This is a genomic window from Arsenicicoccus cauae, assembly GCF_043162025.1.
Classification (GTDB): domain Bacteria; phylum Actinomycetota; class Actinomycetes; order Actinomycetales; family Dermatophilaceae; genus Arsenicicoccus; species Arsenicicoccus cauae.
Window position 1 is genome coordinate 1345832 of record NZ_CP171001.1, and the last position, 25343, is coordinate 1371174.

Consider the following 25343-nt stretch of genomic DNA (forward strand, 5'->3'; position numbering starts at 1 on the left):
CCGTCACCGTCAGTGACCCGCCGGTCGGTTCGCGACGCTAGAGGATCGGCACCTGGGCGCGGGTGCGCTCCACCAGGTCGAGGTCGAGGTCGGCCACCAGCAGGTCGGGTGCCCCGCCGAGCCTGGCCCGCACCGCGCCCGTCGGGTCCACGACCGCGCTGCGCCCGATCCCGAGCGGCTTGCGGATCGAGTCGGGGCGCCAGGCCTGCCCCGCGGCGACCAGCCAGGCCTGGGAGTCGTGGGCCCGGGCCGCCGTGAGCAGGTCCCACTGCTGCGCCTTGCCCGGGCCGTCGCCCCAGGACGCGGTGAGCGCCACGACCTCCACGCCCGCGCGGCCGAGCTCGGTGAACTGGTCGGGGAAGCGCACGTCGAAGCAGGTCGCCAGACCCACGCGGACCCCGTCCACGTCGACGCTGACGTAGTCGGACCCCGGGGCCACCGTCTCGGACTCCGTCGTGGTGTAGGCGTCGAACAGGTGCACCTTGCGGTAGGTGGCCTCCGCGTGCGGACCCGTGAGCAGCAGGGTGTTGTGGACCCGCCCGTCGTCGGCGGGCTCGAACATCCCTGCCACGACGGTGATCTCGTGCAGACGGGCCGCCTCGCGCAGGGCCTCGGCGAACGGCCCGTCGAGGGGCTCGGCGTGGGGACCCACCGGCACCGCGAAGGTCACCATGGTCGCCTCGGGGAGGACCACCAGCCGGGCACCGGCCTCCGCCGCCTCGGCCACCAGGCGGCAGGCCTGCTCGAGGTTGTGCTGCACGTCGTCGGTGCTGGCGAGCTGGCCGGCCGCGACGCGCCAGCGCCTCACGACGCCGCCAGCCCGGCGAACGCGGCCTCGAAGGCGACGCACGACGTGGGGTCGTAGGGCACGAAACGCACCAGGTCGATGCCGTCCCTGGGGTGGGCCGCGACCGTGCCGAGGGCGATGCGTGCGACGTCGGCGACCTTCCATCCGTAGGCGCCGGCGCTGACCGCCGGGAAGGCGATGGTGCGGACGCCGAGCTGCTGCGCGACGTCCAGCGCGCGGGTGTAGCAGGAGGCCAGGAGCCGAGGATCGATCTGCCCCTCGTGCCTGTTGGGCCCGACCGTGTGGATGACATAGCGGCACGGCAGGTCACCCGCACCGGTGGCGACGGCATCGCCGACGGGCAGCCCCTCGGGGTAGTCGGTGGCCCGCAGGTGGCGGCACTCCTCCCGCAGGGTCGGCCCCGCGGCGCGGTGGATCGCCCCGTCCACGCCACCACCCCCCATGAGGGAGGAGTTCGCGGCGTTGACGATCGCGTCGACGGCCTGGGTGGTGATGTCGCCCTGGACGATCTCGATGCCAGCCATGCCGCCCAGCCTACGACGCGGGCCGTGCGCCGGCCCTGGAACCACCCGGCCCGCCGGGTGCCGTGACGGCAGTCGCCAGGGCGTTCGTCGCCGTCGTCTGGCACCGGCCTTCGCGCACCAGGCCGTATGCCGGGGAGGGCCGGCGCCCCGGCATGCGGCTGGTCACATGAGCGCGGAGGCGAGCCGGCAGAACCCGTCCGCCACCTGCTCGTGCCAGGGCCGGCGCTTCCACTCGGTGAGCTCCAGCCGGCGCGAGCGGGACCGTAGCTGGTCCTCGAACGCCTCCAGGTCCTCGGCGAACTCGCGACCCTCGACGAGGGCGGACACCTCCAGGTTGAGGGTGAACGACCTCATGTCCAGGTTGGACGACCCGATCACCGAGGTCTGGCCGTCCACGGTGAGGGTCTTGGCGTGCAGGACATAGGGCTGGGGATACATCCAGATCACGACGCCGGCGCCGAGGAGGATCTCGTAGTAGGACCGCTGGGCGTGGTGCACCAGGAACTGGTCCCCCTGCTCGGACACGAACAGCTCCACCTCGAGGCCCTGCTGGGCGGCCGTGGTGACGGCCATCAGCAGCGACTCGTCCGGCACGAAGTAGGGGCTGATCATCCGCACCGACCGCAAGGCGTTGTAGATGAGGGAGTTGAAGAGCTTGAGGTTGTTCTCGGCGTCGAAGCCCGGGCCGCTCGGCACGCACTGGGCGTAGAGGTCGCCGGTGACCCGGGCCTGCGGGAGGCCCTGCGCCGCGCCGACGTCGAGGAGCTCGTCCGTCTCGGAGTACCAGTCCGTGCGGAAGACGGCGTCCAGCTCGAGGACCACCGGGCCGGTGAAGCGCGCCATGATGTCGATCCACTCGCGCCCCAGGCGGCGGTTGCGCCGCTTGCCGTAGCGCGCGTCGATGAGGTTCTGCGAGCCGATGTAGCCCGCGACGCCGTCGATGATGAGCAGCTTGCGGTGGTTGCGCAGGTCGGGTCGCAGGATCTCGCGCTTGAACGGGGTGAACGGCAGCATGCGCGCCCACTGCGCGCCTATGGCGTCGAGCCGCTTGATGGTCCGGCGGTAGCCGGGAATCCGCAGGGACGCGAGGTGGTCGAACAGGACGCGCACCTCCACGCCGCGGGCGACGGCTCGTTCGAGGGCGTCGAAGACCGGGGCGGTGGTCCGGTCCAGGCTCAGGATGTAGAACTCCGCGTGGACGTACTCGCGGGCCAGGTCGATCTCCTCGGCCATCATGGCCAGCGAGCGGACGTAGTCCGTCTCGACGGTGGCGTCCGACCCCGCGACCATCGGCATGGCCCCGAGCCGGCGGTTCATGCGGGCGACGGGCTCGAGCCAGGGGGGCGCGGAGTCCGGCCCCTGCGTATCCATGTCGGCCGTCCGCTGCAGGATCACCTCCGACACCCGGCGCTGCTTGTTGCGGCGACGGCGCGGCAGCTTGGGCGACCCGATCACGATGAACGCGATCAGGCCGAGGAAGGGGATGAAGAAGATCGCGAGGAGCCAGGCGACGGCGCTGGACGGGCGCCGGTTGTTGGAGACCACGGAGGCCGCCACGACGCGGAACGCGAGGTCGAGCAGGATCAGCAGCTCGACGCCCACGTTGCCCCAGGTCGGGGGCCAGTCGAACCACCCGAACCAGCCGAACCACCAGTCCATGCTCACCTCCTCCCGGCGCGCGGCCACCTCCTGTGCCGAGTCTGGCACGCGTGGTGGCGGGAGGTGGGGGACGGCCTCAGCGCGTCACGGCTCGCGGTGGTGACGGGCCTCGTCGAGGTCGACGGGCCAGCCGCCCTCGCGCAGGCGCTCCCCGACGCGGGTCATCTCCTCGTCGGTGGGCAGGTCGTCGGTGACCTTGATGATGCCGACGCCGACGTCGACCTTGTCCGCGGGCACCAGCCCGCTGCGGACCAGCTCCTGCCCGAGCTCGTCCACTTCCTCGTCGGTGAGGCGACGGCGCAGGAGGGCGAGCAGGGGCTGGTAGTCGGTGTCGGGAACGCCGTTGGGGTAGCCGGCGCGCAGCCAGTTGAGCGTGCGCTCGATGAAGGAGTTCATGGACCTGGTCCTCGGGGCTCGGAGGGACCTCCAGTATGACTTCAGGCGCCGCTCGGGGTGGGGTTGTCGGCATCCCTCGTCGCCGCCTCGTCCGGGCTGGTGACATCGCCGGCGGAGGCCGCCGGCTCGACGGGCGCGGACGCCGTCGCCAGCGGCCACCCGCCGGCGGCCAGACGCCCGGCGACCCGGGCGACGTCCTCCTCGGAGGGCCTCTCCAGGGCCGAGCGGCGGATCTGGTCCGCGATCTGATCGCGGCTGATCTCGTCCTCCGGCACCCCGCGCGAGCGGCGCAGGGCGACCGCGATCTCGGTGACCTCGGTCTCGGTGAGGTCGCGGTGCAGGATGCCGTAGAGGGCGACGTAGTCGCTCTGCGGCACCCCGTGGGGGTAGCCGCCGCGCAGCCAGGTCAGCAGACGGGCGAAGGGGTTGTCCGTCATGGCCGTCAGTGCTTGTCGACGATGGTCGGGTAGACGTGCTCGAAGCTGACGGCCTTGCCGAAGCCCGACGCCACGATGATCGTGATGCCGAGCAGGATGGCCGCCGCCACCAGAGCGAAGCACAGGATGCCGATGACGCGCCCCGCCGGGTGCGGGCGGGCCGTGCTGTCGATCTCGGCGGATCCCCCGACACCGTAGGCCATGGACCTGATGCCCAGGGCGAACAGCGCGGGCAGGCCGGCGCCGAGGACGAGACCGACGGCGAGGACCTTCCAGGCCGCGTCGATCAGGAGGGTGAGGTTCTGGGTCATCTGGGCAGTCCTCTCAGCGGCCGGACCGCGACGAGGCGGCCATGGCGTCGGCGGTCTCGGCGGGGACCCCCGAGGCGTCCCAGTCGTCGTTGACGTTGTTGTGGTCGACCGGGGCCTGGCGAGAGCGGTGGTACATGTAGCCGGACAGCAGGCACAGGACCGCAAAGATCGTGATGACCCCGGCCAGCCCGCCGACCGTGTGGCCGACGAACCACATGACGGCACCAACCAGCGCAGCGGCGGGCAGCGTGATGAACCAGGCCGCGACCATACGGGCGGCGACGCCCCAGCGGACCTCGGCGCCCTTCTTGCCGATGCCGGTGCCGAGGATCGAGCCCGTGGCGACGTGGGTCGTCGACAGCGCGAAGCCGAGGTGGCTGGAGGTGAGGATGACGGCGGCCGAGGCGGACTCGGCGGCCATGCCCTGCGGGGAGGCGATCTCGACCAGGCCCTTGCCGAGCGTGCGGATGATCCGCCAGCCGCCGAGGTAGGTGCCGAGGGCGATGGCCAGGGCGCACGAGAGCTTGACCCAGAACGGCACGGAGTGGGTGTCGGTGTGGGAGCCGTAGGCGATGAGGGCGAGGGTGATGACACCCATCGTCTTCTGCGCGTCGTTGGTGCCGTGGGCCAGGGAGACCAGCGAGGCGGAGCCGATCTGGCCCCAGCGGAAGCCGGACTCCTTCCACCGCTCGTTGACGCCCTCGGTGATCTTGTAGATCAGCCAGGTGCCGGCCGCGGCGACGACGGCGGCGATCACGGGCGACAGGAGCGCGGGCATGATCACCTTGCCGAGGACGCCGTCCAGCTTGCTGCCGTCGCCGTTCCACTTGACGCCGGCCCAGCCGATGCCGGCGATCGTCGACCCGATCAGGCCGCCGAAGAGCGCGTGCGACGAGCTGGACGGCAGGCCGAGGAGCCAGGTCAGGAGGTTCCAGACGATGCCGCCGATGAGTCCGGCCAGCACGATCAGCAGGAGCGCCTGGCCGTGGTCGGACACGAGTGACGTGATCGGGGAGCCGTCCTTGTTCTGGATCTTGATGACGGCGTTGGTGACGGTGAGGGCGACCTCCACGCTGAGGAAGGCGCCGATGAGGTTGAGCAGGCCCGAGAGGGCGACCGCGGTCTTGGGCTTGAGGGCGCCGGTCGCGATGGACGTCGCCATCGCGTTGCCGGTGTCGTGGAAGCCGTTGGTGAAGTCGAAGGCGAGGGCCGTCACGACCACCAGCACGAGGAGGATGAGGGATACGTCCACGACAACCATTGTGAGGTGCGCGCGAGGGGTGGGGAACGCCGACGATGGATCTCCGTCACCGCGTCGCCGACTGTTAACCCGGGCGTCGTCCGTCGTTGCCCCCAAAGGGACGATTGGTGATGGACCGGTCACGGAAAGCATCTCTGGGAGGTGATCCAGTGTGGTGCATCTCACAGCTGTGAACGTTCATGATGGGGTCGGGCCCAGGTCGACCACGTGGGTTGAGCGGAATAGACTCAACTTTGCTGAGGTTGATATCTGTGAGGCCGGGCCGTCCGGCATACATGCTGTCTATCTCACCACCCGAGGAGTCGCCCCATGGAGCTGACCACCAAGTCGGCCGAGGCCGTCAACGCGGCCGTGCACGACGCCACCGCAGCGCACCACGCGCAGGTGGAGCCCGCCCACCTCCTGCTCGCCCTGCTGGGCCAGCAGGAGACGACCACCGCGCCGCTGATCTCCGCGTCCGGCGCAGACCCCCAGGAGGTGGGCCGGGCCGCCGCCCAGGCGCTCGCCGGCCTGCCGACCGTGTCCGGGTCCACCAGCACACCCGGTGCCTCGCAGGCCACCGCGTCCGTCCTGCAGCAGGCCGGTAACGCCGCCGCCGCGATGGGGGACACCTACATCTCGACCGACCACCTGCTCGCCGCGCTGGCACGCGCGGGCCGGTTCGGCCTCGACCCGGACGCCATCGAGGCGCAGATCCCGCAGGTCCGCGGCGGCCGCAAGGTCACGTCCGCGACCCCCGAGGGCACCTTCGAGGCGCTCGACAAGTACGGCACCGACCTCACCGCGATCGCGCGTGACGGCAAGCTCGACCCGGTCATCGGCCGCGACTCCGAGATCCGCCGCGTGGTGCAGGTGCTGTCCCGCCGCACCAAGAACAACCCCGTCCTCATCGGCGAGCCCGGCGTCGGCAAGACCGCCGTCGTCGAGGGCCTGGCCCAGCGGATCGTGGCGGGCGACGTGCCCGAGAGCCTGCGCGGCAAGCGGCTGATCTCCTTGGACCTCGGGGCCATGGTCGCCGGCGCGAAGTACCGCGGCGAGTTCGAGGAGCGCCTCAAGGCCGTCCTGGACGAGATCCGCTCCGCCGAGGGCGAGGTCGTCACGTTCATCGACGAGATCCACACCATCGTGGGCGCGGGTGCGTCCGGCGACTCCTCCATGGACGCCGGCAACATGCTGAAGCCCCTCCTGGCCCGTGGCGAGCTGCGCCTGATCGGCGCGACCACCCTGGACGAGTACCGCGAGAACATCGAGAAGGACTCGGCCCTGGAGCGTCGCTTCCAGCAGGTCTTCGTCGGGGAGCCCTCCGTCGAGGACACCATCGCCATCCTGCGCGGCCTCAAGGAGCGCTACGAGGCGCACCACAAGGTCGCCATCGCCGACTCCGCCCTCGTCGCCGCCGCCAGCCTGTCCGACCGCTACATCACCGGCCGGCAGCTGCCCGACAAGGCCATCGACCTCGTCGACGAGGCCGCGTCCCGGCTGCGCATGGAGATCGACTCCTCCCCGGTCGAGATCGACGAGCTGCGCCGTCAGGTCGACCGGCTGCGCATGGAGGAGCTGCACCTCGCCAAGGAGTCCGACGAGGCGTCGCGCGAGCGGCTCGACCGCCTGCAGCGCGAGATCGCGGACCGCAGCGAGGAGCTCGACGCCCTGACCGCGCGGTGGGAGGCCGAGAAGGCCGGCCTCAACAAGGTCGGTGACCTCAAGGCCCGCCTCGACGAGGCCCGTTCGCGGGCCGAGGTGCTCGTGCGCGAGGGACGTCTCGACGAGGCCGCGCCGATCATGTATGGCGAGATCCCCGCCCTCCAGCGCGAGGTCGAGGCCGCCCAGGCCGCCGAGTCCGAGGCCGCGTCCTCCGCGCCCGCCGTCGGCGCGCCGATGGTCCAGGAGCAGGTCGACGCCGACGCCATCGCCGACGTCATCTCCGCCTGGACCGGCATCCCCGCCGGGCGCCTGCTCGAGGGTGAGACCGACAAGCTCCTGCACATGGAGGAGGTCATCGGACGCCGCCTGATCGGTCAGACCGCCGCCGTCCAGGCCGTCTCCGACGCGGTGCGGCGCTCGCGGGCCGGGGTCGCCGACCCCAATCGCCCGACCGGGTCCTTCCTCTTCCTCGGGCCCACCGGTGTGGGCAAGACCGAGCTCGCCAAGTCGCTCGCGGACTTCCTCTTCGACGACGAGCGCGCCATGGTGCGGATCGACATGTCGGAGTACTCCGAGCGGCACTCCGTCGCCCGGCTGGTCGGCGCCCCTCCCGGCTACGTCGGCTACGAGGAGGGCGGGCAGCTCACGGAGGCCGTCCGGCGTCGCCCCTACAGCGTCGTCCTGCTCGACGAGGTCGAGAAGGCCCACCCGGAGACCTTCGACATCCTGCTGCAGGTCCTCGACGACGGTCGGCTGACCGACGGCCAGGGCCGGACGGTGGACTTCCGCAACGTGATCCTGGTGATGACCTCCAACCTCGGCTCGCAGTTCCTCGTCGACCCGACGATGGACGACGCCGCCAAGCGCGATGCGGTCATGCAGACGGTCCGCTCGGCGTTCAAGCCGGAGTTCCTCAACCGCCTGGACGAGACCGTCATCTTCGACCCGCTGTCGATGGACGAGCTCGGCCACATCGTCGGCCTGCAGGTCGACGAGATGGCGCGTCGCCTCTCCGACCGCCGGATCACCCTCGAGGTGACCGACGCGGCCCGCGAGTGGCTCGCGCTCACCGGCTATGACCCGGCGTACGGCGCCCGACCGCTGCGCCGGCTCGTGCAGCGCGAGATCGGCGACCGGCTGGCCAAGGCTCTGCTGGCGGGGGAGATCCGCGACGGCCAGACCGTCGTGGTCGACCGCGACGGTGACGCCGACGCGCTGACCCTGCGCTGACGTCTCGCACTGGACAGGCCCCGGACCCCCGGTCCGGGGCCTGTCGGCGCGCGGCGGTGGCGCTGCTGGCGGGCACTCGTGGCGAGGGGCGCTGACGGTGGGTGAGGGTCCTGGCGGATGGGCGTCGTGGAACGGCACCCTCGAGCCACCGCTGCGTGGCGGCCCCTGGGGAGCTCAAAAGATCGGCAGCCAGGCGCCCGCCCGGTCCTGGAAGGTCTGGGGATCCCACGACCCCGCGCCCTCGGGGATGCGACCGAGGAGAGGGGCACCGGTCACCTCGGGGAGGTCCTCGAGGTTGAACGTCATCGCCAGGTCGGGGTCCTCGGGCCATGACCCGATGACGAAGCCCAGGCAGTCCAGGCCTCGCAGCTGCAGCGCCTCGGCCGTCAGGGCCGAGTGGTTGAGCGTGCCGAGGCCGGCGGCGGCCACCACGACGACGCCCACCCGCAGGCCGAGCTCCTGCACGGACAGGGCGAGGTCGGCGAGGGTGCCGCCCGCGAGGTCGAGCCGCACGAGCAGCCCACCGGTGCCCTCGACCAGGACGAGGTCGACGTCCTCGCGCCGCGCCACCTGGGCGGCCTGCGAGGCCAGCACGGGCACGGGCGGGATCGAGACCCCGGCCCGACGCGCGGCGGCGTCCGGCGCGAGCGGATCGGGCAGCCGCACCAGCTCGTGGGTCTGGACGTCCCCGGCCAGCTGGCGCACCTGCGCGAGGTCTCCGTCCTCGCCTGGACCGACGCCCGTCTGGCAGGGCTTGACCACGGCGACGCGCAGCCCCTGGTCGCGGAAGCCGACGGCGAGGGCGGCGGTCGCGACGGTCTTGCCGACGTCGGGGCCCGTGCCCGTGACGACGATGACGGGTGCGGTGGTCTCGGTGCTCATGTCCCCAGCCTCTCAGCCGTGGACCAGGGCGGGGGGACTCCACCAGGGCGCGCGTGATGGTGGCGACGTCGGCGTCGGTGCACGCGTACGGCGGCATCGTGTAGGCGAGGTCGCGGAACGGCCGCACCCACAAACCCCGGTCGAGGGCCGCGCGGGTCACCTCGGCCACCCGGACGGGCTCGTCCAGCTGTATGACGCCCACCCGCGGGCCTCGAGCAGGTCCCACGAGGCGAGGGCGATCGCGCAGGCCAGGGGGTTGCCCATGAACGTCGGCCCGTGCATCAGCGTTCGTGGGGCCGAGTCCTTGACTGCCACCGAGTGCGTCGAGCTCGTCCGGCTCTCCCGGGTGAGCGTTCGTCGTCATCTCGAGCACCTCGCAGACTCCGGCCAGGCGACGGTCGCACTCCGCTACGGCTCGACAGGCAGACCGGAGCGGCGATACACCTGGGCTCTCTGAGCGTCCTTCCCGCAGCCTCGACTCAGACCGGCCAGGTCTCCCGGCGCCAGGCGGCGTCCCAGAACATCCACTCGTAGCGCGCCGCCGTGGAGTACGCCTCGTGCATCCGCTGCACGGTGGAGTCGTCAGCGCCCTCGGCGCAGCGGTCCACGATCGCCTTGGCCCGCTCCACCGAGGCGGCGAACTCCGCGTCGGAGTACATCCCGATCCAGTCGCCGTAGGCGTGCCCGTCGAGCGCCCCGGCCTGCCGCAGCAGGTGGTCGCCCACGTCCTGGTAGATCCAGAAGCAGGGGAGCACGCCGGCCGCGGCCACGGCATACGAACCCTGGGTGGTGAGCGAGGCGAGATAGGACGTGTAGGCCAGGCACGTGGGGGAGCGGCGCGCCGCGGCGAGGTCGGCGACGTGGGCGCCGTGCAGCTCCCGCTCGACGACGACGGTGGTGCGCGCGGACTCGGCCCAGAAGAGCATCTCGTCCGGGTCGGTCGCCTGGCTCGCGAGCGCGGCCAGCACCCGGCCGTAGTCCGCGAGGTAGAGCGCGTCCTGGGCCATGTAGTAGGTGAAGCGCTCGCGGTCGAGGGTCCCGTCGGCCAGCCCCTGCACGAAGGGCAGCTCGTCGATGGCGGTCCGGACGCCCGCCGTGCGGGTCCAGGCGTCGGTGGTGAAGGTCATGCTCGGCTCCAGACGTCGTGGAAGTGGTGGACCGGTCCGTGCCCGTGGCCGACGTGCAGCTCGTCGGCGTGGCGCAACGCCTCGGTGAGCCAGGACTTGGCGTCCCGGCAGGTCGTCTCCCAGTCGGGGCGGCGGGGGCGCAGCGCCGCCAGGGCGGAGGACAGCGTGCAGCCGGTGCCGTGGGTGTGCCGGGTCGGCACCCGCTCGGCCGTGATCAGCACGTGACCGTGGGTGTTGGCGAGGACGTCGGTGGCCTGCTCGGTGCCGGTGTGGTGACCGCCCTTGACGTAGGCGCGGCGCGCCCCGGCGGTGACGAGGGCCCGCGCCTGCTCGACCATCTCGTCGACGGTGGTCGCCGGCTCGGCGTCCAGGAGCACCGCGGCCTCGGGCAGGTTGGGGGTGATGATGCTCGCGAGTGGCACGAGCTCGCGGACGGCGGCGACGGCGGACTCGTCGAGCAGCCGGTCCCCGCTGGTGGCCACCATGACGGGGTCGAGGACGATCGGCAGCTCGTCGTCCTCCTCGGCCCTCAGCCGCCCCAGCACGCGACCGACCGCCCGGGTGACGTCCGCGTCGGCGAGCATGCCGATCTTGACGGCGTCGGGGGTGATGTCGCCGAGCAGGGTCTCCAGCTGCTGCGTCACGAAGTCGGCGGGCACCGCGTGCACCCCCGTCACGCCCTGGGTGGACTGGGCGGTCAGGGCGGTGATGACGCACATGCCGTAGGCGCCGAGCGCGCTGAAGGTCTTGAGGTCGGCCTGGATCCCGGCGCCCCCGGAGGGGTCGCTCCCGGCGATGGACAGGGCCGTGGGGGGCGGGCTGGGGGGCGTGGTCATCGGGCCTCCTCGTCGGTCGGCTCGGGCGGGTCGGTCGGCTCGGTCGGCTCGGTCGTATGCCGTTCCGCCGCCTCCCGCCACCGGGCCAGCAGCGTAGCCGCAGCCTCGCGGGGGTCGGGCGCGGCGCAGATGGCGCTGACCACCGCGGCGCCGTCGACGCCGGTGGCGGGCAGCTGGTGGATGCGGTCGATGCCGATCCCGCCGATGGCCACCGTCGGCCACGGGCTCGCCGCGACGAGGGCGGCGATGCCCTCTGGCCCCGCGGGCGTGGCGGCGTCGGGCTTGGTGCTCTGCTCCCACACCGGCCCCAGCCCGAGGTAGTCCAGCGTGCCCGCGGGCAGGGACCGGGCTGCCTCCACGTGGGCGAGGGTCTGGCAGGACAGGCCGAGGACCTTGTCGGGGCCGAGGAGCGCGCGGGCTCGCTCGGGCGGCAGGTCGCCCTGGCCGACGTGGGCTCCCGCGGCGCCTGCCGCCTCGACGAGGTCGACGCGGTCGTTGATGACGACGGGGACGCCGGTGCCCTCGAGCGCCCGGACGACCGATCGGGTCAGGCGCAGGATGCGCTCGTCGTCGGCGTCCGGATCACGGACCTGCACGAGCGTCGCGCCGCCGTCGACGGCAGCGCGGGCGACCCGCCCGACCTCGTCGTCGCCGCCGCACAGGGTGGTGTCGGTGACGAGGTAGAGCGTGAGGTCGAGGTCCCGACCGTCGAGCGCGGCGCGCAGGGGTCCCGTCATGACAGCACCAGGGCGCCGGCCAGCTCGTCCGGGGTGACCAGGCTCAGCTCGTCGAGCAGCCCCACGGCGAAGCTGCCGGGGCCGCGCGACGCCCGGGCCGCTCGCTCGGCCGCCACCGTCAGCAGGGCGGTGGCGCTCGTGGCGGCGAGCAGGGCGTCGTCGCACCCGGCCGCGAAGCCCGCCATCAGGGCACCGAGGGCGCAGCCCACGCCGGTGACCTTGGTCATCACGGGGTCACCGTTGTGCACTCGGACCAGGCGCTCGCCGTCCGTGAGGTGGTCGACGGCGCCGCTGACCGCGACGACGGTGCCGCGGGAGGTGGCGAGCTCGCGGGCGCGGTCCAGCACCTCCTCGGGCGAGTCGGCGCTGTCGACCCCGCGGCCACCGAGCCCGCCCAGCAGCCCAGCGATCTCGGAGGCGTTGCCGCGCACGATCGTCGGTGGGTGCACGTCCATGAGCGAGACCGCGACCTCGGTGCGCCAGGCCAGGCCCCCGGCGGCGACCGGGTCGAGGACCCAGGGCTTGCCGGCGGCCTGCGCGCCCGTGACGGCGGCCCGCATGCCGACGGTCGTGTCGTCGTACGGCGTACCGGTGTTGACCAGCACGCCGCCCGCGACCCGGGCGAAGGCCTCGGCCTCGTGCGGGTTGTCCACCATGGCGGGGGCGGCGCCCGCGGCCAGCAGGACGTTGGCCGTCCACTGAGCCACGACGATGTTGGTGAGGCTCTGGACCAGAGGCGTGGTGTCCCTGAGCCGGGCGAGCGCCTCGCCCACCTGGTCGGGGGTGACTGCGGTCACCGGGTCCACGGATGCGTCCGTCATACGACGTCCCTTCGCTAGCACGACCTAGATCAGGTGCGACGAGTGTGATCTCAGCCCGGCCGACGGCCAGGCACCCCGCGTCTGCCTGCACCCTAACGGACCGCGCAAGCGGGGTGATCGCGGGACCCGTCCCGAGGTTGTCCACAGCCCTCGCCGCGGGCACGTGGATCCGCGTCGTCGTCCACAGGACGCCGGGAGGGGGTGGTGGGCGCGGGTGGCCGGTGGCGACGATCGCCGCATGGACATCACACCCAGCACGCACACCCCCGGCACCACCGCCGACGTCCCGCTCAGGCTCGACGAGCTGCTCGACGGTCACTCGATTCGCGGATCGCCCGCCTTCGGCGGGCGATCCGCGAGACCATGCCCCCTCCCGGACCGCGCGAGCACGACGTCGCGGTCCTCGTCGGGGACCTCAACGGGCACCTCGTCGCCCCGATGTACTTCCGCGACCTGCCGTGGCCCGGCGACCCCGCCCGCATGCACGTGCTCCTCGACGCCGTCGCCGAGGTGGTCGGCGAGCACGGATCGGTCGTCGTGCTCCTCGTGCGCCCCGGACCGGCGCACGCCACCGCGGCCGACCGCACGTGGCAGGAGGTGGCGCAGCGCTGCTGGCAGGCCGGGGGCGTGCTCGACCTGGGGTGCTACGCCGCGGCGTGGAGCTGCTCCCGAGGCTGGAGGTGGTGGCCTGAGGCTCCCGGTGCCTAGGCGTCGAGGTCGACGATGACGGGGGCATGGTCGCTGGCGCCCTTGCCCTTGCGCTCCTCGCGGTCGATGGAGGCGCCGGTGACGCGCCGCGCCAGCGCGGGGCTGGCCAGGCAGAAGTCGATGCGCATGCCCTGCTTCTTGGGGAAGCGCAGCTGGGTGTAGTCCCAGTAGGTGTAGGTGCGGGGCTCGGAGGTGTAGGGCCGGACCACGTCGGCGAAGCCCGCGTCCACCACGGCCGCAAAGGCATCGCGCTCCGGCCCCGAGACGTGCGTCTTGCCCTCGAAGAAGGCCATGTCCCAGACGTCCTCGTCCTGCGGGGCGACGTTCCAGTCACCCATGAGCGCGACCTGGGCCGCCGGGTCCTCGGCCAGCCAGCGCTCGCCGTCCGCCCGGAGCCGGGCGAGCCAGTCGAGCTTGTAGGCGTAGTGGGCGTGCCCGACCTCGCGCCCGTTGGGGACGTAGAGCGACCAGACGCGGACCCCGTCGCAGGTCGCCCCGAGCGCGCGTGCCTCGGCGACCGCGTCCGGCTCCCCGTAGGTCGGCATCTGCTCGAAGCCGACCTGCACGTCGGCGAGCCCGACGCGGGAGGCGATGGCGACGCCGTTCCACTGGTTGAGGCCGTGGTGGGCCACCTCGTAGCCCCCCTGCTCGAACGGCAGCATCGGGAACTGCGCGTCCTTGCACTTGGTCTCCTGCATGGCCAGCACGTCCACGTCGTGGCGCTCGAGGAAGGCGACGACGCGGTCGACGCGGGTCCGGATGCTGTTGACGTTCCAGGTTGCGATGCGCACCTCGCCAACCTACCGGAGCCGTCGGACCGAGCCCCTACGCTGTCGTCCATGGCAACCGCACTCGTCACCGGCGCGTCCGCCGGCATCGGCCTGGCCTTCGTCCGTGAGCTGGCCTGCCGCGGCCACGACCTCGTCCTGGTGGCCCGCAACCATGACCGGCTGCAGGAGGTCGCCGATGACCTGCGCGACCTGCACGGGACGCGCTGCGAGGTGCTGGTCGCCGACGTCGCCGAGCGCGACCAGCTGCAGCGTGTGGCCGATCGCGTCGCCGACCGGGAGCGTCCCGTGGACCTCGTGGTCAACAACGCCGGCTACGGCCTGCGGACCGACTTCCTGCGCACCCCGATCGACCAGGAGGAGCACCACCTGATGATCCACACCCGCGCGGTGCTCGTCGTGTCGCAGGCGGCGGCGCTGGCGATGCGCGAGCGGGGGCGCGGGGCGATCGTCAACGTCTCGTCGGTGGCGTCGTTCGTGCAGATGGGGACCTACTCCGCCGCCAAGGCGTGGTGCACGACGTTCACCGAGGGTCTCGCCAACGAGCTGCAGGGCACGGGGGTCACCGCCACGGCGCTCTGCCCGGGCTTCACCCGCACGGAGTTCCACCAGCGGGCCGCCATGAACATGTCGCACCTGCCCGACGTCGCGTGGCTCGACGCCGACCGGCTCGTGCAGGACTGCCTGGACGACGTCGCACGAGGTCGTGCGGTGAGCGTGCCCGGCGGCGTCTACAAGACGCTCGTGGGCCTCGTCCAGGTGGCGCCGCGAGGCCTCGTCCGGCGCGTGAGCGGGGGCCTCGCCTCGGGGCGGCGCACCGCCCGCTGAGGGCGCTGCCCGCGAGCCGCAACTACGCTGGGGCCCCATGAACCCCGCGCCCACGAACCCCGCCGACGCCCGCGCCCGCCTGCTCGAGATCATCAAGGACAAGGCCGTCGTGCACGGCCGCGTCACCCTCTCCTCCGGCACGGAGGCCGACTACTACGTCGACCTGCGGCGCATCACCCTCGACGGCGAGGCGGCCCCGCTGGTCGGGATCGTGATGCGGGACCTCACCAGGGACCTCGCGTATGACGCGGTGGGTGGTCTCACGCTCGGGGCCGACCCCGTCGCCACGTCGATGCTGCACGCCTCGGCCGCTGCGGGCGAGCGTCTCGACGCGTTCGTCGTCCGCAAGGCCGGCAAGGCGCACGGCCTGCAGCAGCGCATCGAGGGACCGTCCGTCCGGGGCCGCCGGGTGCTGGTGGTCGAGGACACCACGACCACCGGCGGGTCGCCGCTCGACGCCGTGGCCGCCGCCCGCGAGGACGGCGCCGAGGTCGTCGCGGTCGCCACGATCGCCGACCGGGCGACGGGCGCCGGGGAGCGCATCCAGGACGAGGCGGGCGTGCCCTACCTCCACGTCTACTCCCTCGAGGAGCTCGGCCTGGCCTGACCGGTCCGGCAGCACACCCGCCGCCCGCCCCGAGGGAACGTCCGGGGCGGGCGGGTCGTCATACGGGCAACCGCCGTGACCGTCCGACTAGGCTGGTCACGACCTCAGTCCCGCTCTGGAGGGAGCCGACGTGACACCCGTCCTCATCACGCTGATCGTCCTGCTCGTCATCATCGCCCTGATCGTCATGTGGCTCGTCGGCATGCACAACAGCCTCATCGGGCTGCGCAACCGTACGCAGGAGTCCTGGCGGCAGATCGACGTCGAGCTCAAGCGGCGGCACGACCTGATCCCCAACCTCGTCGAGACCGTCAAGGGCTTCGCGACGCACGAGCGCGGCACGCTCGACGACGTGATGCGGGCGCGGTCCGCGGCCGTCAGCGCCGGCGGCAGCCCCGCTGAGACCGCCGCCGCCGAGCAGCAGCTCACCGGCGCCGTGGGGCGCCTGATGGCCGTCGCCGAGGCCTACCCGCAGCTCCAGGCCAACTCGAGCTTCCTGGCCCTGCAGCAGGAGCTCGCCTCCACCGAGGACCGCATCGCGTCCGGTCGCCGCTACTACAACGCGACGGTGCGCGAGCTCAACACCAAGGTCGAGTCCTTCCCGAGCAACATGATCGCCAAGCAGTTCGGGATCCACCAGGAGCAGTACTTCGAGGCCGAGGCGCAGGCCCGCAGCACCCCGCAGGTCAACTTCGACACGGGGTCGCCGCGCACCTACGAGTCCGCTCCCGAGCCCCAGCAGGGCGGCCCCTCGCAAGGGCCGACCCCCGTCGCCCCGGCCCAGCCCGCCACCCCGGCTCCTGCCCCCGGCCAGGCCGGCTCCGGCCAGCCGGGTCTCGGCCAGCCCGGCACCGCGGAGGGCGCGCACGCCCCGGCCGGCGGCCTGCCCCCCGGTGCCGCCGACAACGCCCAGGGCGCCGGTCGCCAGGGCGGCGTCGCCGACGTCAACCCGCACCAGGAGGGCGGCGCGCTGAGCTGGCCGTCCACCCAGCCGGACAAGCCCCAGCAGTAGGCGACGGCAACAGGTCCCCAGCACGCAAGACGCCCACCCCGATCCTCGGGGTGGGCGTCCTGCGTGGTGCTCAGCTGCTGTGCTGAGCCGGGCGGCGAGACTCAGGCCTCGTGGTGGGTGCTGCCCGCGCCGGGGGTGGGGTCGACGGTGGCGCGGGCTCGGCGGCGCCGGTGCATCCACCACTCGAAGACCATGGGGAGCATCGAGATGGCGACGATCAGCAGGATCGCGGCCTCGAGGTTGTCGTGCACCGCGGGGATGGCGCCGAGGAAGTAGCCGAGCAGGGTCACACCGCACGCCCACAGCACCGCGCCCACGGCCGACCAGGTGAAGAACCGGCGGCGGTCCATCTGGCCCACGCCCGCCACGACGGTGATGAAGGTCCGCACGATCGGCACGAACCGGCCGATCACCAGCGCCTTGTTGCCGTACTGGTCGAAGAAGGCGATGGTCTGGTCGAAGTACTTCTTCTTGAGCAGACGCCCGTCCCGGTGGTAGAGCGGGGTGCCGATGGCCCGACCGATCTCGTAGCCCACGACGTTGCCCGCGAACGCCGCGACCGACAGCAGCAGCAGGGCCAGGCCGAGGCTGATGTCCACGTCGCCGCGCTTGATGAACATGCCGATGGCGAAGAGCAGCGAGTCACCCGGCAGGATCGGGAACAGCAGGCCGCACTCGACGAAGACGATCGCCATGGACAGCCAGAAGAAGGCGTTGCCGTAGTGGTCGAGCAGGTACTGCGGGTCCATCCAGCTCAGGGAGGACATCAGGTGGGGGGTGATCACGCCGACCAGGGTACGGGGGATTCCTGTCCACCCGCTGTCGCACCGCTGAGGCGGTGGCGGGCGGTGGTGCAGGACCCACCTCGTATGCCGGTAGCCTGCCGCGCGTGGGCGAGCAGGCATCCGGCGGAGGAGCCGCGACGACGAGGGAGGTCCCTGGCGCGACGGTCGGTGTCGGGCCGTGGCCGGGGCCGTGGCCCACGCGGGCGGACGGGTCGCCGGACCCGCGCTACGACCCGACCCTGCTGCGGGAGGGTGACCGCCGCAACGTCGAGGACCGGTTCCGCTACCTGACGATGGAGGCGATCGTGGCCGCGCTCGACGAGACGCGGCACGAGCTCCACGTCGCCGTCGAGAACTGGGAGCACGACCTCAACATCGGGTCCGTGATCCGCACGGCCAATGCGTTCAACGTCGCGGCCTTCCACGTTGTGGGCCGCCGCCGCTGGAACCGCCGCGGGGCGATGGTCACCGACCGCTACCAGCACGAGATCCACCACCCCGACGTGGCGGACCTGGTGGGCTGGTGCCGCGCGCAGGAGGGTGACGAGGTGCCGGGCGGGCGCCCCGGCATACGGCCGGGGGCGGGTCCGGGGCAGGGCGGAGGTATGCCGCTGATCGCGGTGGACAACGTGCCGGGGAGCGTGCCGCTGGAGACCTTCGAGCTGCCGCGGCGGTGCGTGCTGGCGTTCGGCCAGGAGGGGCCGGGGCTCACGCGCGAGCTGCTGGACGCGGCGGACGCGGTCGTGCACATCACGCAGTTCGGGTCGACGCGGTCGATCAACGCCGGGGCCGCGGCCGCGATCGCGATGCACGCGTGGGTCCGGCGGCACGCGTTCGGACCTACCGGGGGTAGGGGCATCAGCCTGGCGGACGAAGGCCGGTTGATGTGACTGCCGGGGGTAGGGGCATCAGCCTGGCGGACGAAGGCCGGTCGATGTGACTACCGGGGGTAGGTACGGATACCCATGTGCGAGCCCGTGGGGTGCTCCTAGCCTGGTCGTGCGCGATGCACCAGGGGGGAGGTGCATCGCGCACCATCGTCCCGGCCCTCGCCGGCGTCCAGCCCGTGGCCTTTCGCGCCCACCAGCTGGACCCCTGCGGGGGCCGGTCGCCGTCCTGGGCCTGGTGATGGAAGGATGGGAACGTGCCTCCGGCCGTGCGCCGGTCACCGACAGCCCAACCGAAGGAGAACTCGCACATGCCCATCGCAACCCCTGAGGTCTACCGCGACATGCTCGACCGCGCGAAGGCTGGCTCCTTCGCGTACCCGGCCATCAACGTCACCTCCTCCCAGACCGCGACGGCCGCGATCCGCGGTTTCGCCGAGGCTGGCAGCGACGGCATCATCCAGGTGTCGACCGGCGGCGCGGAGTACCTCTCCGGCTCGACCATCAAGGACATGGTGACCGGGTCCCTGGCCCTCGCCGCGTACGCCACCGAGGTCGCCAAGAACTACGACGTCAACATCGCCCTGCACACCGACCACTGCCCCGAGAACAAGCTGGACGGGTTCGTCCGGCCGCTCCTCGAGGCGTCCAGGGCCAACTACGACAAGTACGGCGTCCCGATCTTCCAGTCCCACATGTGGGACGGCTCGGCGGTGCCGCTCGACCGCAACCTCGAGATCGCCCAGGAGCTGCTGGAGATCTGCAACAAGCTCGACGTGGTCCTCGAGGTCGAGATCGGTGTCGTCGGCGGCGAGGAGGACGGTGTCGCCAACGAGATCAACGAGCAGCTGTACACCACCACCGACGACGCGCTGAAGACTGTCGAGGCCCTCGGCCTCGGCGACAAGGGCCGCTACATGGCCGCCCTCACCTTCGGCAACGTGCACGGCGTCTACAAGCCCGGCAACGTCAAGCTGCGCCCCGAGATCCTCAAGCAGTGCCAGGACGCGATCGTCGCCAAGTACGGCAGCGACAAGGGCGACAAGCCGCTCGACCTCGTCTTCCACGGCGGCTCGGGCTCGCTGCCGCAGGAGATCTCCGACGCGGTCGACTACGGCGTCATCAAGATGAACGTCGACACCGACACGCAGTACGCCTTCACCCGCCCGGTCGCCGACTGGATGCTCAAGAACTACGACGGCGTCCTCAAGATCGACGGCGAGGTCGGCAACAAGAAGCAGTACGACCCTCGTGCGTGGGGCAAGGAGGCGGAGGCCGGCATGGCCCGCCGCGTCGTCGAGGCCTGCGAGAACCTCCGTTCCGCCGGCACCCACCAGTGAGTCGAGGACGACATGACTGAGCGCCCCAACCTGCTGGGGCCCGAGCCGACGCGGCTGCCGGTGGACCCGGCGGCCGCGTCGCTCGCGTCCGGGCAGGACGCCACGGCCGTCGCGGCGGCCAACCCCACCTCGTCGCTGGCCTGGGCCACCCTCGCCGAGTCCGCGCTGCAGGGCGGCCGCCCGGTCGAGGCCTATGCCTATGCCCGCACGGGATACCACCGCGGGCTCGACGCGTTGCGGCGCGCCGGGTGGCGTGGCCAGGGCGAGGTGCCCTGGGAGCACGAGCCCAACCGCGGATTCCTCTGTGCCGTCGCGGCGCTCGCCTACGCGGCCGACGCCATCGGTGAGGAGGACGAGCGGGAGCGCTGCGCCCAGCTGCTGCGCGACTCCTCCATGGAGGCCGCCCGTCAGATGGGCCTGGTCCCGCCGGCCTGACCGGCCCCGCCCGGCGGGGGTCGCCATGCCCGACCCTCCCCGGACATGGGTGGTGCCGGGGCATCCCCTGCCCCGGCACCCGTTTCCCCCTGTGAGGCTGGCGCCGCCATCAAGCGCGTGGCCTCGTTCGGCGGACGAGAGCGATGTGGTGCTCAGTCACATCGCATGTTCCTCGTTCGCGTTGTCCCCAGTATGTCGCAACGGAACGTGCCCGGGTGTCGCTTTTTGGCCAATGGCACTAACCTGCCAGGGATGATCTGTAACACCCCCTCTGAGCAGGTGCGATGACGTCTTTCCTCAGTTCCTTGGACATCGACCGCGATGCCGAGCGACTCTACCGGCGGGTGCTCCGCAGCGCCCCCGTCAGCGTTGACGAGCTCGCCGCCAGGCTCGGCTGGTCGGAGGACGCGGTGCGCTCGGCCGCGGTGCACCTGATCGACCGAGGCCTGGTCAGCGAGAACCCCGACGGGACCCTGGACGCCGACGACCCGCGGGCGGCGATCGGCAGGCTGGTGGAGTCCGGGCTGCATGACGTGCGCCGACGCCAGGGCAACCTCGAGCGCACCCGCAACGCCATCGCTCACTTCGCGGTCGACCACGCCGGCGTGCGGGCGGGGGTGCGCCGCCCCACCTGGGAGGTCGTGCCGTCGGACCTCATGACGGGGGTCGTGCTGGAGGGCATCCAGACCACCTCGGGCGTGATCCGGTCCTCCGCCATCAGCGCCGAGTGGAGCCCGGACGGCATCGAGCAGGTCCTCGACCTGTCGCGGCGCACGATCGAGTCCGGCCGGTCGATGCGCTCGCTGTACCCCATGGCCGCCATCGCGTCGGCCTCCTCCCGGATGTGGATGGCTCGGTTCGCCAAGGTGGGGGAGGAGCAACGCCTGGTGCGCGAGCCCCTCAGCGAGTTCGTCGTCTTCGGCGATGACCTGGTGCTCGCCACCACGGACTGGGGCAGTCTCGAGGCCGACTACGTCAAGGTGCGCGACCCCATGCTGGTCGCGGCCTTCCAGCGGCTCTTCGACCTGGCCTGGGAGGCGGGGCAACCCCCGCCGGACGCCGCGGCCGACGACGGGGACACGCGCCGGCTGCTGACCCTGCTCGCGGCCGGGCACAAGGACGAGGTGATCGCCCGCCACCTGGGGGTCTCGCTGCGGACCGTGCGCCGGCGGGTGGCGCTGCTCATGGACGAGGCGGGCGTCGAGACGCGGTTCCAGCTGGGCATGGCGGTGGCCCGGCGTGCGGCCGGCAGCGGCGGCATACCGGGTCGGCAGCGCCCCTGATCAGGCCCGTCCCGTAAACTCGGGGGGCACGGGCGCCTGTCTCGTGCGCACTGACGCAGGGAAGGGCGAATATCTGACATGCCAGGCATCGTGCTGGTCGGGGCGCAGTGGGGCGACGAGGGCAAGGGCAAGGCGACGGACCTGCTCGGCCCCGACATCGACTACGTCGTGAAGTTCAACGGCGGCAACAACGCCGGCCACACGGTGGTGATCGACGGCGAGAAGTACGCCCTGCACCTGCTGCCCTCCGGCATCCTCACCCCCGGGGTCACGCCGGTCATCGGCAACGGCGTGGTCGTGGACCTGTCGGTGCTCATGGAGGAGCTCGACGGTCTCGACGCCCGCGGCATCGACACCTCCCGGCTGCGGATCAGCGCCAACGCCCACGTCATCGCGTCCTACAACACGACGATGGACAAGGTCGGTGAGCGCTTCCTCGGCAAGCGCAAGATCGGCACGACCGGCCGCGGCATCGGCCCCACCTACGCCGACAAGATGAACCGCGTGGGCATCCGCGTCCAGGACCTCTTCGACGAGTCGATCCTGCGGCAGAAGGTCGAGGCCGCCCTGGTCTCCAAGAACCAGGTCCTCACCAAGCTCTACAACCGCCGGGCCATCGAGGCCGAGGAGGTCGTGCAGGAGCTCCTGTCGTATGTCGACCGCCTGCGTCCCATGGTCGCGGACACGTCGTTGGAGATCTCCGAGGCGCTCGACGCCGGCAAGGTCGTGCTGTGCGAGGCGGGGCAGGCGACGCTGCTCGACGTCGACCACGGGACCTATCCCTACGTCACGTCCTCCAACGCCACGGCGGGTGGGGCGTGCACCGGCGCCGGGATCCCGCCCACCCGCGTCGACCGGGTCATCGCGATCCTCAAGGCGTTCACCACGCGCGTGGGGGAGGGGCCCTTCCCGACCGAGCTGCACGACGAGGTGGGGGACCGGCTGCGCGAGATCGGCCACGAGTTCGGGACGACGACGGGCCGCCCGCGGCGCATCGGCTGGCTGGACGTGGTGATCGGCCGCTACGCGACGCGCATCAACGGGGTCACGGACTTCGTCATCACCAAGCTCGACAACCTCGACACCTTCGAGCAGATCCCGGTCTGCGTGGCCTACGAGATCAACGGCGAGCGGGTCGAGGAGATGCCGGTGTCGCAGAGCGACTTCCACCACGCCACGCCGGTCTACGAGGTGCTACCGGGCTGGCAGGAGGACATCACCGGCTGCCGCACCTTCGACGAGCTGCCCGACAACGCCCGCCGCTACGTCGAGTTCGTCGAGCAGCAGATCGGCGCGCGGGTCTCGGTGATCGGCGTCGGGCCGGGCCGCGACGAGGTGATCGTGCGGCACGACATGCTCGGCCGCGACTGACGGCACGGCGCCTCAGCCGTCGGCGTGCTCGCGCTCGCGGATCCGCTCGTGGTGGTGGATCACCTCGTCGATGACGAAGCGCAGGAACTTCTCGCTGAACTCGGGGTCGAGCTGGGCGGCCTCGGCGAGGCGCCGGAGCCGGGCGATCTGCCGCTCCTCGCGCTGCGGGTCGGCCGGGGGCAGCTCGGCGGTCGCCTTGTACTCCCCGACCTTCTGCGTGACCTTGAACCGCTCGGCCAGCATGTGGATCAGGGCGGCGTCGATGTTGTCGATGCTCTGGCGGTAGGCCGCCAGGACCGGGTCGTCGCCGGCGGCCTCGGTCGACCGGTGGTCCTGCTCGCTCATGGGGCCCGAGTCTGTCCTGTCCCCTCGCGAGCGGGTAGGTCCGTCTCAGCGTGTGTCGGGTCGGCGTGCGTCAGGACGGACCACCGTCATGCGGTGGGCTGCGCGCGTCAGCACGACATACAGGGTCCGTATGCCGCCCGCGGTCTCGGCCACGATCGCGTCCGGGTCGACGACCACCGTCGCGTCGTACTCCAGGCCCTTGGTGGACAGCGGGTCGATGGCGACCACCCGGTCGCCGAGCGGCCCCAGGGCCGGCCGCAGCGCGTCCCAGGACGCCGGCAGGATGACGGTCACCAGGCCGTCGACCTCGTGCAGCAGCTCGCCGGCCGCCGCGACGACGCGCTCGGCGAGCTCGGCGCGGGGGACGGTCAGGTCCAGGGGGTCGACGCCGGTCTCGCGGACGGCCTGCGGGATGTCGGCGTCGGGCACCGCCGCCCGGATGACGCGCGAGGCGTAGTCGAAGATCTCGGCGGCGTTGCGGTAGTTGGTCGTCATGTGGAAGCGCGCGGGCTCCTTGCCGCCCCAGGCCTCGTCGCGGGCGGCGGCCGCCTCGACCGGGTCCGGCCAGGAGGCCTGGGCCGCGTCGCCGACCACGGTCCAGGACCCCCACCGGCCGCGTCGGCCGAGGGAGCGCCACTGCATGGGCGAGACGTCCTGGGCCTCGTCGACGAGGACGTGGGCGTACTCGTCGACCTCGCCGATCCGCCCGGCCAGCAGGCGCTCTCGGGCCGTGGCGGGGGTGAGCTCGGCGCGCGGCTCGACGGCGGCGAGGCGCTGCCGACCGACGGTGACCTCCTGGACGCCGTGCCGCTCGGTCGCGTCCAGCTCCTCGATCTCGTAGAAGCCGCGCTCCTCCTGCTCGAGCTCGACGAGCGGCCCGAGCCGGGCCGCCAGGTCGTCGACCAGCGCGACGTCGGCGACCGACCAGGTGCCGGTCCGCAGGGCGACCTCGAGGGAGGCGACGACCTCGGCCTGCTCGGCGTCCGAGAGGATGCCCCGCGCGTGCCGGGCGAGGACCTCGGGGTCGGCGAGCCACAGCAGCACCTCGCGGGGGTCGAGCGGCCGCCACCACTCGCGCAGGAAGGCGTCGACCTCGAGGTGGTCGTCGTAGGCGTCGAAGAACTCCTCGCGGTCCCCGCCGTGCACGGTGCCCCAGGCGGCCTCGCCGAGCGCCTCCCCGGCGGCGTCCCAGGAGCCGTTGCGGCGCTGGCGGCGCAGGACCTGGCGGCGGACGCGGTCGAGCGCGCCGGCGTCGAGACGCACCGGGTGACCGGCGATCATGGCACGAAACTCCTTGGGCGCCAACGGGTCTCGTCCGCGGACCGCGCGGGACAGGACCGAGCGCATGCGCATCGACCCCTTGACGGCCGCCGCGGCGGGTGCGTCGACCCGGTCGGTCGAGATGCCGTCGACGAGGTCGCCGAGGGCCCGCAGCGACACCGAGTCCTCGCCCAGCGAGGGCAGCACCCGCTCGATGTAGGCCGTGTAGGCGGCGCTCGGCCCCACCACGAGCACCCCGCCGCTCTCGAAGCGACGACGGTCGGAGTAGAGGAGGTAGGCCGCGCGGTGCAGCGCGACGACGGTCTTGCCGGTGCCGGGACCGCCCGTGATCTCGGTGACGCCCGAGGCCTTGGCGCGGATCGCCTCGTCCTGGTGCTGCTGGATGGTCGCGACGATGTCCCGCATGCGGGCCCCGCGCGAGCGGGTGAGGGCGGCCATGAGCGCGCCGTCACCGATCACGACGATGTCCTCGGGCGCCTCGGGGACCAACAGGTCGTCCTCCACGCCGACGACCCGCGGTCCGCGGCACCGCAGCACCCGACGGCGCAGGACGTCGAGGGGCTCGACAGGGGTGGAGCGGTAGAAGGGGGCGGCGGCCGGCGCGCGCCAGTCGATGACGAGCGGCTCGTAGTCCTCGTCCCGCACGCCCAGCCGACCGACGTAGCGCACCTCGCGCCCCTCCCCGGGGCCCGGCGGGTGGTCGAGGTCGAGCCGGCCGAAGACCAGGCCCTCGTGCTGGCTGTCGAGGGAGGCCCGGCGGCGAGCCGCGTTGAACATCAGGGCGTCCCGCTCGAAGAGCGCGGACGCCTCCTCGTCGCGGACGTCCCCGACGCGGTCGGTGCGGCCCCGGCTCAGGCCCTCGGCCTCCAGCAGGCGGGCGCGCACGGACGCCCGCTCGAGCTCGGCGTAGACGCGGTCCACGTGCTCCTGCTCGACGGCCAGCTCGGCACGCAGGGCGTCCTCCGCCGCGGTGGCGGGGGTCTGCTCGGCATCCGTCACG

The 25343-nt window shown here is 72.3% G+C and carries 27 protein-coding genes and 1 riboswitch; of the genes, 10 read left to right on the forward strand and 17 right to left on the reverse strand.

Annotation, left to right across the window (positions count from 1 at the left end):
* Positions 1–37 precede the first annotated feature (37 nt).
* The 7 genes from ACF3NS_RS06310 to ACF3NS_RS06340 all read right to left on the reverse strand — a co-directional run bounded on the left by ACF3NS_RS06310 (position 38) and on the right by ACF3NS_RS06340 (position 5396).
* Positions 38–808 (reverse strand): carbon-nitrogen hydrolase family protein, encoded by a 771-nt coding sequence (locus tag ACF3NS_RS06310; protein WP_392468631.1) that lies wholly within the window; start codon positions 806–808, stop codon positions 38–40.
* A complete protein-coding gene (locus ACF3NS_RS06315) occupies positions 805–1332 on the reverse strand; it encodes an O-acetyl-ADP-ribose deacetylase (protein WP_154593739.1) in 528 nt (175 codons plus the stop codon). The genes ACF3NS_RS06310 and ACF3NS_RS06315 overlap by 4 nt, the downstream gene beginning before the upstream one ends.
* A 162-nt stretch (positions 1333–1494) precedes the next feature.
* The gene (gene cls / locus ACF3NS_RS06320) at positions 1495–2991 is read right to left on the reverse strand and encodes a cardiolipin synthase (protein WP_392468633.1); all 1497 of its coding nucleotides are present in this window, start codon (positions 2989–2991) and stop codon (positions 1495–1497) included.
* Between the two features lie 84 nt (positions 2992–3075).
* Positions 3076–3387 carry a DUF3349 domain-containing protein gene (locus tag ACF3NS_RS06325; RefSeq protein ID WP_288798636.1) on the reverse strand — a complete coding sequence of 104 codons (312 nt, stop codon included), beginning with the start codon at positions 3385–3387 and terminating at the stop codon, positions 3076–3078.
* Positions 3388–3428: 41 nt separating this feature from the next.
* Positions 3429–3824, reverse strand: coding sequence for a DUF3349 domain-containing protein (locus ACF3NS_RS06330; protein ID WP_392468637.1), 396 nt, complete (start codon positions 3822–3824; stop codon positions 3429–3431).
* 5 nt (positions 3825–3829) lie between these two features.
* Positions 3830–4135: a hypothetical protein gene (locus ACF3NS_RS06335; protein WP_154593735.1), complete on the reverse strand. Its 306-nt coding sequence runs from the start codon at positions 4133–4135 to the stop codon at positions 3830–3832.
* A gap of 13 nt (positions 4136–4148) precedes the next feature.
* Positions 4149–5396 carry an inorganic phosphate transporter gene (locus ACF3NS_RS06340; RefSeq protein WP_154593734.1) on the reverse strand — a complete coding sequence of 416 codons (1248 nt, stop codon included), beginning with the start codon at positions 5394–5396 and terminating at the stop codon, positions 4149–4151.
* Positions 5397–5705: 309 nt separating this feature from the next.
* On the opposite strand from ACF3NS_RS06340, the gene clpB reads away from it, so the two are divergent.
* Positions 5706–8270, forward strand: a complete 2565-nt coding sequence (gene clpB, locus ACF3NS_RS06345) for an ATP-dependent chaperone ClpB (protein ID WP_392468640.1) — start codon at positions 5706–5708, stop codon at positions 8268–8270.
* Between the two features lie 174 nt (positions 8271–8444).
* Here the strand turns inward: clpB and bioD are convergent, their stop codons facing one another.
* The 6 genes from bioD to thiM all read right to left on the reverse strand — a co-directional run bounded on the left by bioD (position 8445) and on the right by thiM (position 12673).
* Positions 8445–9152, reverse strand: coding sequence for a dethiobiotin synthase (gene bioD, locus ACF3NS_RS06350; protein WP_154593732.1), 708 nt, complete (start codon positions 9150–9152; stop codon positions 8445–8447).
* A gap of 156 nt (positions 9153–9308) precedes the next feature.
* Positions 9309–9467 carry a hypothetical protein gene (locus ACF3NS_RS06355; RefSeq protein WP_392468643.1) on the reverse strand — a complete coding sequence of 53 codons (159 nt, stop codon included), beginning with the start codon at positions 9465–9467 and terminating at the stop codon, positions 9309–9311.
* A gap of 164 nt (positions 9468–9631) precedes the next feature.
* Complete coding sequence (gene tenA, locus ACF3NS_RS06360) at positions 9632–10279, reverse strand: thiaminase II (protein ID WP_154593731.1); 648 nt, start codon at positions 10277–10279, stop codon at positions 9632–9634.
* Entirely contained in the window at positions 10276–11115 is an 840-nt protein-coding gene (thiD, locus tag ACF3NS_RS06365; RefSeq protein WP_392468646.1) for a bifunctional hydroxymethylpyrimidine kinase/phosphomethylpyrimidine kinase, read from the reverse strand. Before thiD ends, tenA begins: the two co-directional genes overlap by 4 nt.
* Positions 11112–11852 carry a thiamine phosphate synthase gene (gene thiE / locus ACF3NS_RS06370; protein WP_288798944.1) on the reverse strand — a complete coding sequence of 247 codons (741 nt, stop codon included), beginning with the start codon at positions 11850–11852 and terminating at the stop codon, positions 11112–11114. Before thiE ends, thiD begins: the two co-directional genes overlap by 4 nt.
* A complete protein-coding gene (thiM, locus tag ACF3NS_RS06375; RefSeq protein WP_392468650.1) occupies positions 11849–12673 on the reverse strand; it encodes a hydroxyethylthiazole kinase in 825 nt (274 codons plus the stop codon). Before thiM ends, thiE begins: the two co-directional genes overlap by 4 nt.
* A riboswitch (TPP riboswitch) is annotated at positions 12663–12761 on the reverse strand. It overlaps the preceding gene by 11 nt.
* A 275-nt stretch (positions 12762–13036) precedes the next feature.
* Between thiM and ACF3NS_RS06380 the strand changes: the two genes are divergently transcribed.
* Positions 13037–13381, forward strand: coding sequence for a hypothetical protein (locus ACF3NS_RS06380; protein ID WP_392468653.1), 345 nt, complete (start codon positions 13037–13039; stop codon positions 13379–13381).
* Here the strand turns inward: ACF3NS_RS06380 and ACF3NS_RS06385 are convergent.
* A complete protein-coding gene (locus ACF3NS_RS06385; protein ID WP_288798941.1) occupies positions 13378–14172 on the reverse strand; it encodes an exodeoxyribonuclease III in 795 nt (264 codons plus the stop codon). The two genes, ACF3NS_RS06380 and ACF3NS_RS06385, sit on opposite strands and share 4 nt — an antisense overlap.
* 48 nt (positions 14173–14220) lie before the next feature.
* Here ACF3NS_RS06385 and ACF3NS_RS06390 point away from each other — a divergent pair, with 48 nt between their 5' ends.
* From ACF3NS_RS06390 to ACF3NS_RS06400, 3 genes are all read left to right on the forward strand, one after another.
* On the forward strand, positions 14221–14997 hold the full coding sequence (locus ACF3NS_RS06390; RefSeq protein WP_392468655.1) for an SDR family NAD(P)-dependent oxidoreductase: 777 nt from the start codon (positions 14221–14223) through the stop codon (positions 14995–14997).
* Positions 14998–15034: 37 nt separating this feature from the next.
* Positions 15035–15604, forward strand: a complete 570-nt coding sequence (pyrE, locus tag ACF3NS_RS06395; protein WP_154593725.1) for an orotate phosphoribosyltransferase — start codon at positions 15035–15037, stop codon at positions 15602–15604.
* Positions 15605–15734: 130 nt separating this feature from the next.
* Positions 15735–16616 carry a LemA family protein gene (locus tag ACF3NS_RS06400; RefSeq protein ID WP_392468659.1) on the forward strand — a complete coding sequence of 294 codons (882 nt, stop codon included), beginning with the start codon at positions 15735–15737 and terminating at the stop codon, positions 16614–16616.
* Positions 16617–16717: 101 nt separating this feature from the next.
* On the opposite strand, the gene ACF3NS_RS06405 is transcribed toward ACF3NS_RS06400, so the two are convergent.
* Positions 16718–17383, reverse strand: coding sequence for a DedA family protein (locus tag ACF3NS_RS06405; protein WP_154593948.1), 666 nt, complete (start codon positions 17381–17383; stop codon positions 16718–16720).
* A 122-nt stretch (positions 17384–17505) separates the two neighbouring features.
* Between ACF3NS_RS06405 and ACF3NS_RS06410 the strand changes: the two genes are divergently transcribed.
* The 5 genes from ACF3NS_RS06410 (at position 17506) to ACF3NS_RS06430 (ending at position 22717) form a co-directional block, all read left to right on the forward strand.
* Positions 17506–18291: a TrmH family RNA methyltransferase gene (locus ACF3NS_RS06410; RefSeq protein ID WP_392468661.1), complete on the forward strand. Its 786-nt coding sequence runs from the start codon at positions 17506–17508 to the stop codon at positions 18289–18291.
* A gap of 308 nt (positions 18292–18599) precedes the next feature.
* The gene (fbaA, locus tag ACF3NS_RS06415) at positions 18600–19628 is read left to right on the forward strand and encodes a class II fructose-bisphosphate aldolase (protein ID WP_154593724.1); all 1029 of its coding nucleotides are present in this window, start codon (positions 18600–18602) and stop codon (positions 19626–19628) included.
* A 12-nt stretch (positions 19629–19640) separates the two neighbouring features.
* The gene (locus ACF3NS_RS06420; RefSeq protein WP_154593723.1) at positions 19641–20063 is read left to right on the forward strand and encodes a DUF3151 domain-containing protein; all 423 of its coding nucleotides are present in this window, start codon (positions 19641–19643) and stop codon (positions 20061–20063) included.
* Positions 20064–20347: 284 nt separating this feature from the next.
* Complete coding sequence (locus ACF3NS_RS06425; protein WP_154593722.1) at positions 20348–21346, forward strand: helix-turn-helix domain-containing protein; 999 nt, start codon at positions 20348–20350, stop codon at positions 21344–21346.
* A 78-nt stretch (positions 21347–21424) separates the two neighbouring features.
* Positions 21425–22717, forward strand: coding sequence for an adenylosuccinate synthase (locus ACF3NS_RS06430; RefSeq protein WP_154593721.1), 1293 nt, complete (start codon positions 21425–21427; stop codon positions 22715–22717).
* A 12-nt stretch (positions 22718–22729) separates the two neighbouring features.
* Here the strand turns inward: ACF3NS_RS06430 and ACF3NS_RS06435 are convergent, their stop codons facing one another.
* Together ACF3NS_RS06435 and ACF3NS_RS06440 are read right to left on the reverse strand one after the other, a co-directional pair.
* The gene (locus ACF3NS_RS06435) at positions 22730–23062 is read right to left on the reverse strand and encodes a chorismate mutase (RefSeq protein ID WP_154593720.1); all 333 of its coding nucleotides are present in this window, start codon (positions 23060–23062) and stop codon (positions 22730–22732) included.
* A gap of 45 nt (positions 23063–23107) precedes the next feature.
* Positions 23108–25342 carry a HelD family protein gene (locus tag ACF3NS_RS06440; RefSeq protein WP_392468665.1) on the reverse strand — a complete coding sequence of 745 codons (2235 nt, stop codon included), beginning with the start codon at positions 25340–25342 and terminating at the stop codon, positions 23108–23110.
* Position 25343: the final 1 nt, after the last annotated feature.